The organism is Peribacillus frigoritolerans (assembly GCF_030676415.1).
GTDB lineage: Bacteria > Bacillota > Bacilli > Bacillales > DSM-1321 > Peribacillus > Peribacillus frigoritolerans_A.
In genome coordinates, this window is the sequence record NZ_JAUUTW010000036.1 from 14,933 (window position 1) to 27,381 (window position 12,449).

The following is a 12,449-nucleotide window of genomic DNA, read 5'->3' on the forward strand; positions in this document are numbered from 1 at the left end:
TTAGTTCAAGTCTATTCTTTTGTTAAAGTATCGATAGAGGACATCCACTGCTAAATTCATGAATACGAAGATAACGGAAGCGATGAGGACCCCGCCTTGGACCATCGGTAAATCCCTCGTTCTGATTGCATCGACTATCAATCTCCCAAGTCCATTGATGGCAAAAACGGACTCTGTCAATACGGTGCCGCCGAGAAGTGCACCGAACTGGAGGCCAACGACTGTAATGACGGGGATAAGCGCATTTTTCAGGCCATGCTTATAAATGATGATATATTCTTTCAATCCCTTGGCTCTTGCGGTCCGGATGTAGTCCTGGCGAACGACTTCAAGCATGCTCGACCTGGTCATCCTGGCAACAATGGCCGCTCCGCCGGCCCCAAGGGTTATGGCTGGGAGAATCATGTGCCTGAAAGTTCCCCAACCTGAAACCGGAAACAAATGAAGGTTTACGGAAAAGAAGTAGATAAGCATGAGGCCCAGCCAAAAACTAGGTAACGAAATTCCCAGTAAAGCAACGATCATGATGGAAATGTCAGCTGCCGAGTATTGCTTGGTAGCCGAGATGATTCCTGCGATCATTCCAAGCACAACGGTTATGAAAATGCTGGCAAGTGCCAGTTCAAGGGTGATGGGCAAGCGGACCAAGATTTCGTCCAAAACAGGGCGACTGCTGCGAAGTGATTCTCCAAAGTCACCTTGAACAGCGTGAAGGATATAGTCGACGTACTGATAGAGGATTGGACGATCCAAGCCAAGCTCATGCCGCAGCGATTCAATCGTTTCTTTAGTCGCTCCTTCACCTGCAAGCAGTGTTGCCGGATCTCCGGGGACCATTTGCATGATGAGGAAAACAACAAGACTTACTCCTAGTAAAACCGGTATGGTTTGAAGTACCCGTCGGATAATGAATACGAACATTTTCTCTCCTCCTTATTTTTTCATTCTTGGATCCAGGGCATCTCTAAGTCCATCCCCGAAGATGTTGAAACCAAGTACCAATGTTGATATCGCTATCCCTGGGAACAAAGCGATGTGGGGGGCGCTGAACAAATAATCCCGACCGCTGCTCAGCATCGCTCCCCATTCTGGTGAGGGCGGCTGGGCTCCCAGTCCCAGAAATGATAATCCGGCTGCTGACAGAATGGCCGTTGCCAGACGTAATGTGGCTTGGACGATGACGGGTGATAGAATATTCGGAAAAATATGCTTGCATATGATCGTGAAATCAGTGGCTCCCAATGCGCGAATGGCATCGATATATTCCAGCTTCCTCACTGACAATGTGGAACCGCGTACAATCCGGGCAAACATCGGTATGGAAAAGACGCCGACCGCTACCATTACATTGATTAAACTTGGACCAAGGGCACTAATGATGGCGAGAGCAAGCAATATTCCCGGGAAAGCCAGCAGAACATCGACAATCCTCATAATGACGGTATCGATCCATTTTCCGTAATAACCAGCTGTTAACCCGAGGAGTATGCCAATGAACGCCCCGAAGAATACAGAGACAAACCCAACCGTTAATGAAAGCCGTGTTCCATATAATAATCTGCTTAAAATATCCCTTCCCTTATCATCCGTACCCATCCAATGTTCGGCTGACGGAGGCTGGAGTTTGTTGACTAAATCAATTTCATAGGGATCCTGCGGTGAGATCAAAGGTGCAAAGATAGCCAATAAAATATAAAAAAGTACGATGTACCCGCCTATCAATGCCAATTTATTTCGCTTGAATTTTTTATAAAAGGCTTTCCAGTGTCTTAGTTTCGGAGATTTTCTTTCTTTTACATTCAATTCAGTATTATTCATTACGACCTCTGGCTTCATTGGACTTCCTCCTTTTCTTTCATTCAATTTATTCAAAAAAGGGATTGAAGTAAATATGATGAGGAAAAGCAGTAAAGATAATTAAAAAAAGAGTAAAGATTCCGAAAATATAAAATTCGGTTTTTTTTTATAATTTACAGTAAGCCCGATGTACTCATAGCTGAAAGTTACTTGGAGAAACAAAGGCAGGTTGAAAAGGGAGGAAATAGAATGAGAAAAGGTATGATTGGGTTGCTTTTTGCATCTTTATTAGGCATCTCATCCGTTTTATCAGGGTGTGCAACAGAACAAACCGGCAGCAAGGAAACAGAGGAAAAAGCGAAAGAAGGAGGAACGCTGATCGTCGCGCGATTATCTGACGCGACCACCCTTGACCCTCATTTCATAACCGACATTCCATCTGCAAACGTCATTTATGAAAAGGTTTATCAAACATTGGTCGTTCCTGACAAAAACATGAATCCTAAACCGCTGCTCGCAAAAGAGTGGAAACAACTGGATGATGTCACTTGGGAGTTTAAATTGCAGGAGGGAGTCAAATTCCATGATGGAGCTCCATTCAACGCCGAAGCGGTGAAAACCAATTTCGACAGGATACTGGACCCGGCAACAGCTTCTCCGCAGGCTGGTAAATTGGAAATGATCAAAGAAATTAAAATCGTTGACGAAACGACCGTACAATTCAAGCTGAAATATCCTTATGCTCCGCTGTTATCGATTTTAGTGAGTAATGAAGGAAGCATCATCAGCCCTAAAGCCATTAAGGAAAGTAGTGGCAAACTGGGTCAAAACCCTGTTGGGACAGGGCCATTCGTTTTTAAATCGTGGAAGCCTGGTGAAGAAATCGCACTTTCGAAAAACAAGGAATACTGGGGGGATAAGCCTAAAATCGATGGGGTGGTATTCAAGGTTGTCCCTGAAGATGCCACGAGGATTGCGATGATTGAAACGGGTGAAGCACATGTGACCGATCAAGTGCCAGTGACGGAGATTGATAGGATCGAAGCGTCGGGCACGATGGATTTATATCGGACGGAGGGACTTGCCGTTGAATACTTAAGCTTCAATGTTAAGAAAAAACCATTTGATGATGTACGGGTCCGTAAGGCGGTCGCTCATGCGATCGAGGTAGATTCCATAATCAAAGGGGTTTATAACGATGTCGGTACGAGGGCAAATTCAACAATGAGCCCGAAGGTGTTTGGCTATGATCCGGATATAAAAGGCTATGACTATGATATTAATGAATCGAAGAAGCTCTTGACTGAAGCGCGGGTCAAGGATGGTTTGGAGTTTACACTGACGACGAGTGATCGCAAGGAAAGGATCAATATGGCCGAGGTGATTCAATCCCAGTTAAAAGGAATTGGAATTAAGGTCAAGATTCAAGTCCTTGAGTATGGGGCTTACATTGATGCGACAGCTAAGGGCGAGCACCAGGTATCGATAGGCGGCTGGGGCAATGCTACCGGGGATGGAGATTATAATCAATTCAATCTTTTCAATAGCAAATCCCAAGGTGCTGCTGGAAATAGTTCATTCTATAGCAATCCGGAAGTGGATAAATTGATTGAAAGTGCACGTAAAGAATCGGATGGAGATAAACGTAAGGAACTATATTCGCAGGCACAAGCAATTGAAAGGGAAGAGGTTCCATATGTTCCTATCCGTAACTATGAACACTTGGCCGTATATGGTGGGACGGTAAAAGGACTTTGGCTGAACCCGGCAAATTATTTAATGCTTGATGACGTAACCGTGAAGTAGGAATTCATCACAAAAGGAAGGCAGCATAAGGATGTTATGCTGTCTTCTCAATTAGGAGGGTAAATGATGATAGATTTACTGCTAATCCATGGGACCGTGATAACCATGGATCAAAACAGGAGAATTCTGCAAGATGGCGCCATCGCCATAAATCAAGGAAGGATTTTAGCCGTTGATTCAACGGAAAAATTGAAATTGAAGTATGAGGCTGTTAAAGTCATCGATTGCAGCCATCAATGTATATTGCCTGGATTGATAGATGTTCATGGTCATGGGGGACATTCCATGTTCAAAACGATTGCAATGGAGAATATTGATTTTTGGATGCCCATCATGACGAATGCGTACAAGCATTTTGTTACAGATGACTTTTGGTATTACGAAGGAAAGCTATCCTCTCTTGAGAGATTAAAGGCGGGCGTGACAACTGGGGTGAGCGTGTTAGGATCCATGCCGCGGTCCGATGAACCGATTTTCGCCATCAATCATGCAAAAGCATATGCCGAAGTGGGAATCAGGGAAGTGGTGTGCACAGGTCCTTGCAACCCTCCATGGCCCCATTCATTCAGCCGGTGGATTGACGGAAAGAGAGTGGTAAAGGAAGTTTCCTATGAAGAAGTGTTACAGGGGGCGGAAGCTGTAATCGAGGCGTTGAACCATGCAAATGAGGACCGCACGAGAGCCTTCATTACACCATTTGTCATCGTTACATCAGTGGATCCCTCCAATCCCACATCCCCTGACAGGCTTTATGGGCTGAATGATCATGATCTTTATCAAGCGAAGAAAATAAGGGAGATAGCCAGGAAATATAACACACGCATTCACTCAGATGCCTTTGGCGGGATGATTCATTTAGCGATACAGGATAAGGAAAATGCCCTATTGGGTCCAGATGTCCATTTACAGCACTGTCGGGGCATTTCCTTCGATGAGGCAAGAATACTGGCAGAAACAGGTACCAACGTCAGTGCATCACCTGGATTTGGCCAGGTTCATGCCCGTACCCCGATAACTGAATTATTGGAGATGGGTGCAACTGTGGCAATCTCCACGGATGGGACTTCCCCTTCCACAAGCTTCGATATGTTTCAGGCTATGAGGAAAACACAGTTTGTTCACCAGGCCGCCCTTAGGGACTACTATTATTTACCACCAGGCAAGCTGTTGGAAATGATTACGATAGATGCAGCGAAATGCATTGGCTGGGATGATGAAATAGGCTCCCTTGAGATCGGGAAAAAAGCGGATGTCATTACGGTCAATCTGCATCAGCCTCATCTGACCCCGGAATTCATGCATGTTCACCGGCTTGTATTTCAAGCTGTGGCGAATGATGTGGAGCATGTCATCGTGGATGGGAAATTGATCATGGAAGGGAGGAATGTACGGACGGTCCATGAAAGTACAGTGCTGAACGAAGCGAATGAAGAGGCCTTTTCAACGATAAAGCGGGCGGGGCTCGAAAAGTATATGCAGCCGACGAAATATTTCTGGGGCCATGCCAGGGCCTATGTAGATGAAAAGCGATATGACGAACGTGAAGACGCTGCCGCGATGGTGAAAGGGGAATAAGATGAAAACCAAGCTTAAAGGAAGATATGTAATTGGGTATGATGGATGCGATCATGTCATTTTGGAAAACGCAGAAATCGTTTATGAAAAAGACACGATTCTGTATGTCGGAAAAAATTATCCAGACGAAGTGGACGAGGTAATGGATGCCGGTAACGCGATTATCAGTCCTGGGTTCATTGATTTAAATGCATTAGGGGACATTGACCATGATATTTTACATTTTGAAGCCGGTGCCGACAGACAGAAGAATCTTCTTTGGTCAGAGAATTATATAAAAAGCGGACATCCTGAATTAATGACCGAGGAAGAAGAAGCTTTTAAATCACTATATGCTTATTCACAACTCATACTTCATGGCGTGACGACGGCCATGCCCATTACTTCCGTTTTTTATAAAAGCTGGGCTGAAACCTATGCTGAACTGGCAGCTGCGGCAGAACATGCAGCTGGATTGGGGTTAAGGATTTACCTTGGCCCGAGTTTCCAATCAGGAATGAGAGTCGTCCAGCCTAACGGGAAAATTAAACTTCATTGGGATGAAAAAGCCGGGAAAGCGGGATTACGGAAAGCGGTCGAGTTTGTAGAAAAATTCGATGGAGCCTATGAAGGCATGGTCAGAGGGATGCTTGCTCCAGAACGTATAGAGTCTCAAACGGCAGATCAATTAAAACAGATTAAATATTACAGCGAGAAATTGGATGTACCCATAAAACTTCATGCTGCACAAGGAAGTTTTGAATTCAACACCATATGGGAAGCCCATCATGTTACACCGATCAGATATTTGTACGACCTTGGCTTTCTCGGTCCAAGAACAGGGATCCCGCATGCCCACTTTGTTTCAGGATATAGTAAAGCGCAACATGGACAGGGTGATGACCTGGCGCTGCTGCGAGAAACGAATACAACGGTGATTCATTGCCCTCTGATCATCGGGAGGCATGGGGAGGTGTTGGAATCTTTTGCTAAATATAAAAGGGCTGGAATCAATATAGCCCTTGGAACGGACACATTCCCTCCAGATATGTTCCAGAACGTCAGGACAGGCAGCATGCTCTCACGGCTGGTGGAAGGAGAAACGGAAGGCTCTGCCTATGCCGATTTCTTTCGGTCAGCCACACTTGATGCGGCCGCTTTTCTTGGCAGGAACGATCTAGGCCGCATCGCAGCGGGGGCCAAGGCGGATATCATCGCGATTGACTTGGATAGATTTCATATGGGGGTAATCGATGATCCCATTCGAACCATGTTCGTAAGCGGGTCTGGGAGGGACGTTAAATTATCGATCATAAATGGAAAGGTAGTCATGAAGGATCAAATAATCCCCGATCTTGATTTAACGGAAATCAAATATAAGGGGCATCAATATTTTAAGAAGATGAGAAGAGGATATATGGAAAGAGATTATCAGGAGCTTCCCGAGGAAGAATTGTTTAAGCCATCATTCAAGGTCGTGGAATCGATAAGCGATACAGAAGCATAAAAACCAAACAAGTAAAGAAAATGAAAAACATAGTAAAGATATTCGAAAAGAATAGTCAGAATATTTCCTATAATTAGATAAGTATTCAAAAAATGAAATTGGGAGGTCGAAGTCCATGGGGTTAAAACGTGGGGGAGGAAAGTTTTTTCTAGTCATGATCATGGCGATCATCATTACGGGCTGTTCTTCTAACAATGACGTAAGTACAACAGCAAGTGATCCGAACAAAGCATCAAACGAAGGGGGTACATTGGTTATTGCCCGCTTATCCGACGCCGAGAATTTGGATCAGCAGTTCATGTCCACGATTAACGCCGCTAGCGTCACTCACCATAAAATCTATGAAGGTCTTGTACAACGGGATGAGAATAGTGAGATACAGCCAATGCTGGCAGAAAAATGGAAGCGAATAAATGACACGACCTGGGAATTCAAGCTTAGGGAAGATGTAAAGTTTCATGATAGGACACCATTTAATGCAGATGCAGTAAAAAAGACGTTTGATCGACTATTAGATCCGAAGGTCGCTTCTCCCAGAGCGGTAGTATTCGATATGGTAAAAGAGGTGAAACCGGTTGATGAATTTACCGTGCAATTCATTTTGAAGGAACCTTTTTCCCCTCTCCTTTCCATATTGGCGAATCATGAAGGCGGAATCATCAGTCCAAAAACGATTGAAAAGTATGGCAAAAAGATTATCCAGGAACCGAATGGAACCGGTCCTTTCGTTTTTGAATCATGGTCCCCAGGCCAGGAAATCACCTTGACGAAAAACGACAGCTATTGGGGAGACGAGCCAAAAGTGGACAAGGTCATCTTCAAGGTCGTCCCGGAAGACTCCACAAGGATATCCATGATAGAAACCGGTGAAGCGCATATCGCAGAGCCTCTTCCTGTAGCTGTCATGGACCAGGTTGAATCTTCACCGGCAATGGATGTTTATCGCAGTGAAGGGTATGGTACCGAATATTTAGGGTTCAATGTCAATAATGAACCGTTCAATGATGTAAGGGTCCGTAAAGCGATTGCCCATGCCATTGAAATGGACTCGATTATCAAGGGTGTCTTTAATAATGTGGGAGTAAAGGCGAACTCCTTGATGGGCTCTAAAGTATTCGGGTACAACGAAGATCTCGAAGCCTATGATTACAATTTAAAGGAAGCAAAGAAACTGATGGCCGAAGCAGGATATTCAAAAGGCTTGGATGCAACCATCCTGACAATGGACAGTAAAGAAAGAGTTAACTTGGCTGAGGTCCTGCAATCACAACTAAAAGGTATCGGGATTAATTTGAAGGTACAGGTCATGGAGTACGGTTCGTTCGTGGAACAAGTGAATAAAGGGCAATCGGAAATGTTCATCATCAGTTGGAGAAACGCGACCGGGGATGCTGATTATAATCAATATAATCTATTTCATACGGATTCACAGGGAGCGGCAGGAAATACATTCTTTTACAGCAATAAAAAGGTTGATCGTTTGATAGATGCCGCCAGGAAGGAAAAAGAAGAAGGGAAACGCCAAGAACTATACGCAGAGGCACAGGAAATCGAGATGGGTGACACCCCGTATATTCCTGTAAGGGTCATAGAAAATGTTGCTGCAGTCGCCAAAGAAGTAAAAGGATTTTCAATCAGCCCTTCAGGCTATCTGGATATAAATGACGTAACGATAAAATGATAGGCAGATAAGTAGAAAGGGTTCATCCATTTTAGGGTGAGCCTTTTTCTTTGGCACAATAAGTAAAAATAACATAAAAACGAGTAAAAATTCTGAAATTATTCGTTGATCTTTAAAACTATAATGAAAGTGATGCTTGTTCAATCTGGGATGGAAGGGTGAGTTTAATGTCTCAATCATATTGGTTAACGAATGTACGCTTGGAAAATGGTTTTACTTATAATGAAAATGAAACGATCACCGGCACTGAAACCGGCAATTACCACATCAAGATTGAAAATGGAAAAATATCCTCCATTTTATCGGCAAAGGAATCGATAACGGATCAGGATCCGCAGCATGATGTTCACGGTCTTCTGATGGTCCCCTCGTTTAAGGAAATGCATATCCACATTGATAAAACGTACTATGGCGGTCCGTGGAAGGCTTGCATGCCTGCCATTAATGGCGTGAAAACCCGGATAGAGGAAGAGCAGGTCTTACTGCCCGAATTATTGCCTACAGCTAAAGTAAGAGCAGGGAAAATGCTGGATTTATTATTGGACTTCGGATCTACTCATATACGTACACATTGCAACATTGACCCCGTTATAGGACTGAAAAACTTAGAAGCCACCATTCAGGCACTGGAAGGATATAAGGATAAATTGACATATGAAATCGTCGCATTCCCACAGCATGGACTATTACGCAGCAATTCCGTTGGTTTAATAAGGGAGGCCATGAAGAATGGGGCGAATCTGGTAGGAGGAGTGGACCCCGCTACCATTGATGAAAACATAGAACGGTCACTTGAAACGATCATGGATATCGCGGTTGAATACAACTCCGATATCGATGTTCATCTGCATGATCCGGATCAGCTTGGACTCTTCACCATGCAGCGCCTTGCTTCACTGACAGAAGAAGCAGGCTGGCAAGGAAGGGTTACGGTTAGCCACGCCAGCGGTTTGGCAGATCTTTCAGTCCCAGAGGCAACGGGTATAGCCGAAAGGTTTTCGGAAACAGGAATATCTATTACATCCACAGTGCCCATCTTCAGAACGATCCCCATCCCCCTGCTTCATGAAAAAGGGGTGAAAGTGGAATTGGGTAATGACAGCATCACTGATCATTGGACACCCTTTGGCATCGGGGACAATCTGGAAAAAGCCGGTCGCCTTGCAGAGAGGTTTCGCATGATTGATGAACGTTCCTTAGCGAAAAGCCTGCAATTCATAACAGGAGGGAAGACCCCATTAAACCAAGAAGGGGTCAAGTCATGGCCTAATGTCGGGGATGAGGCGAATATCGTTTTGCTTGAAGCCAGCTGTTCAGCGGAAGCGGTGGCTAGAAGGGCAAAGCGTGCCGCTGTCATCTTTAGGGGCAACGTTGTTAGTGGATCTATTTCATCTTTTGAGACGACAGGTGTTTAATCTTTCTATATAAAGAGAGTGATTTGATGAATGAAGCATACTGGCTTACAAACGTTACACTTGATAGTGGATTTGTTTTTGGGAATGAACGAATGGATCGGACAAAGACAGCTACATACAACTTGTATATAAAAAATGGGATCATAAAGGAATTGCGATTGGCTTCAAGTATGCCTTTGAAAACGGATGGTCCCGTTCACAACGCGGGAAAGCTGCTTGCACTTCCGCCTTTTAAAGAGATGCATAATCATCTTGACAAGACCTATTTAGGACTGCCATGGAAATCATGCACTCCGGTTCCGAATTTAATGGAACGCTTAAAGTTGGAAGCAAAAGAGCTTGCTGAACTGGCTGAAACCGGGCGGCTCCGGGCCGAACGGATGCTTCAGCTATTGTTAAGCGGCGGGGCAACGCATGTAAGGACGCATGTTAACATCGATCCATACATCGGTATGAAGAACTTGGAAGAAATTCAACAGGCGCTAAGTAGTTTCAAAGGGAAAATGACATACGAGATCGTGTCTTTCCCGCAGCATGGACTGCTAAGAACGAATTCAAAAGGGTTGATGAGACAAGCGATGAAAGAAGGGGCGTCCTTAGTGGGCGGCTTGGATCCTGGCGGAGTGGATAATAATATAGAAACTTCCCTATATGAAATGGTCGATCTGGCTGTTGAATTTGATGCAGATATTGATATTCATATACATGATCCCGGTCATCTTGGTTTATATACGATCAAGAAGCTGGCTTCTTTGATCGATGAAGCGGGGTGGAAAAACAGAGCCGCTGTCAGTCATGCTTTTGCACTGGGTGATGTTTCAATAGGGGAATCAAATGAAGTGGCCAGTGAATTATCAAACCTGGGGATAGCCGTCATGTCTACAGTTCCGATCAACCGGGTCATTCCCCCGATTGATTCACTGCATGAAAAAGGTGTCCATGTTGCTCTCGGATGCGATGGCTTTTATGACTCCTGGTCCCCATTCGGTACAGGCGATATGCTGGAAAAGACAGGCCGATTGGCCGAGAGGTACAACTGGAAGGACGAGTATGCATTGTCTCAATCGCTCCAATTCATTACAGGCGGGGTCAAGACACTGGACCCTGAAGGAAATCGTCTATGGCCGAAAGTGGGAAATGACGCAAGTATGGTTTTTGTTGATGCATCATGTGCTGCCGAGGCAGTTGCCAGGAGATCGACACGAGCTGCGGTCATGGTCAATGGGAATCTGGTTTACGGCGGACTCGATCGCGAATCTGCCTTGAATTCGAAATGAAGTCTATTTCAAGAAGGGATGAAGATCATGAATACAATCTATTGGTTAAGGAATGTTCGTTTGGAATGTGGTTACCGGAAAGAGAATGAAAGAGTTACAGGAACGTTGACCGGGCTATTTCATCTGTTGATGGAGGATGGAAGGATCACGAAGATTGTCAAAGATGGGGAAGCCATACTTGATGATTTACCAGTGGAAGATGCAAAAGGATTGCTGGCGTTACCATCCTTCATTGAAAAGCATGTTCATCTTGATAAGACACTGATGGGGGATGTTTGGAGAGCATGCACTCCTTCTTCAAGTGTCATTGAACGCTTTGAAAATGAGAAGAGGGTTCTGCCTTCCATTGCAACAAGCACATGTAAACGTGCAGAATCTTTACTGGAAATCCTTTTAGCTTCTGGCTCTGCACATATTCGGACTCATGTCGATATCTATCCGGAAGTGGGATTACAAAACTTAGAGCAAGTACAACAGGCGCTTGCTGGCTATTCTAATAGACTTAGTTCAGAAATAGTCGCATTTGCGCAGCACGGATTGTTGCGGTCCGGTTCTGTCAAGCTTGTCAGGGAGGCATTGCGAAACGGAGCAGGAATCGTCGGGGCGGTGGATCCAGCCACAGTCGATAACAATATTGAAGCATCGCTGGTTCAATTGCTGGATTTAGCAGTGGAAGCGAACGCTGATGTGGACTTGCATTTACATGATCCAGGCCATCTGGGCACGTTCACCATGAAACGTTTGGCAGCTCTGACCAAGCAAGCGGGCTGGGAAGGCAGGGTAGCATTAAGCCATGCGTTCGGTATCGGGGACGTATCCAAGGAAGAAGCCTATGATCTGGCTGACATTCTTAGGGATGCGGGTATTTCCATCGTCACCAGTGTCCCTATTAACAGGCAGATGCCCCCTGTTGATTTATTACATGAAAGAGGGGTTGAAGTATCAGTCGGCAATGATAATATCTTTGATGTATGGTCACCTCTTGGGAATGGTGACATCTTGGAGAGAGCAGGAAGGTTGGCAGAACGTTTCAAATGGATTGATGAAGTCTCACTTTCCCGAACACTCGGGTATATAACTGGCGGAAAAATCCCATTGGATGAAAAGGGTAACCAGGCATGGCCGAAAGCGGGGGATGCTGCAAGTCTGGTGTTAATTGACGCAAGCTGTTCTGCCGAGGCAGTTGCCAGGCGTTCTGAACGTAAAGCGGTCATATACAAGGGGAATGTAGTTTCCGGTTCACTATATAAACAAAAGCAGTCAATTGAACAGTAAGAACAAACCAAAAAGGATCTCTGGATACTTCCGGATTTCCTTTTTCGTTTTGGGTTTTGAACGGCGTCCGCTTCCGTGTACTTTTACTTACTTATGTTATACTGGAAGTGATTTTTTTGGGGGCTATATTGGTTAGC

At 44.8% G+C, this 12,449-nt stretch carries 9 protein-coding genes; 7 read left to right on the forward strand and 2 right to left on the reverse strand.

The window, feature by feature from the left end; translation table 11 throughout:
- Positions 1 to 921, reverse strand: coding sequence for a nickel ABC transporter permease (gene nikB / locus Q8G36_RS23955; protein WP_305162338.1), 921 nt, complete (start codon positions 919 to 921; stop codon positions 1 to 3).
- Positions 922 to 933: 12 nt separating this feature from the next.
- A complete protein-coding gene (gene nikC / locus Q8G36_RS23960) occupies positions 934 to 1,836 on the reverse strand; it encodes a nickel transporter permease (protein WP_370694115.1) in 903 nt (300 codons plus the stop codon).
- A 210-nt stretch (positions 1,837 to 2,046) separates the two neighbouring features.
- Here nikC and Q8G36_RS23965 point away from each other — a divergent pair, with 210 nt between their 5' ends.
- The 7 genes from Q8G36_RS23965 to Q8G36_RS23995 all read left to right on the forward strand — a co-directional run bounded on the left by Q8G36_RS23965 (position 2,047) and on the right by Q8G36_RS23995 (position 12,312).
- On the forward strand, positions 2,047 to 3,603 hold the full coding sequence (locus Q8G36_RS23965; protein ID WP_305162339.1) for a glutathione ABC transporter substrate-binding protein: 1,557 nt from the start codon (positions 2,047 to 2,049) through the stop codon (positions 3,601 to 3,603).
- Positions 3,604 to 3,669: 66 nt separating this feature from the next.
- Positions 3,670 to 5,178: an amidohydrolase family protein gene (locus tag Q8G36_RS23970; RefSeq protein ID WP_305162341.1), complete on the forward strand. Its 1,509-nt coding sequence runs from the start codon at positions 3,670 to 3,672 to the stop codon at positions 5,176 to 5,178.
- Between the two features lies 1 nt (position 5,179).
- Positions 5,180 to 6,664, forward strand: coding sequence for a chlorohydrolase family protein (locus tag Q8G36_RS23975; protein ID WP_305162342.1), 1,485 nt, complete (start codon positions 5,180 to 5,182; stop codon positions 6,662 to 6,664).
- A gap of 115 nt (positions 6,665 to 6,779) precedes the next feature.
- Complete coding sequence (locus Q8G36_RS23980) at positions 6,780 to 8,345, forward strand: glutathione ABC transporter substrate-binding protein (protein WP_305162343.1); 1,566 nt, start codon at positions 6,780 to 6,782, stop codon at positions 8,343 to 8,345.
- A 167-nt stretch (positions 8,346 to 8,512) separates the two neighbouring features.
- Positions 8,513 to 9,760, forward strand: a complete 1,248-nt coding sequence (locus Q8G36_RS23985; RefSeq protein WP_305162344.1) for an amidohydrolase family protein — start codon at positions 8,513 to 8,515, stop codon at positions 9,758 to 9,760.
- A 26-nt stretch (positions 9,761 to 9,786) separates the two neighbouring features.
- Positions 9,787 to 11,037 (forward strand): amidohydrolase, encoded by a 1,251-nt coding sequence (locus tag Q8G36_RS23990; RefSeq protein ID WP_305162345.1) that lies wholly within the window; start codon positions 9,787 to 9,789, stop codon positions 11,035 to 11,037.
- Positions 11,038 to 11,064: 27 nt separating this feature from the next.
- Positions 11,065 to 12,312 carry an amidohydrolase gene (locus Q8G36_RS23995; protein WP_305162346.1) on the forward strand — a complete coding sequence of 416 codons (1,248 nt, stop codon included), beginning with the start codon at positions 11,065 to 11,067 and terminating at the stop codon, positions 12,310 to 12,312.
- Positions 12,313 to 12,449: the final 137 nt, after the last annotated feature.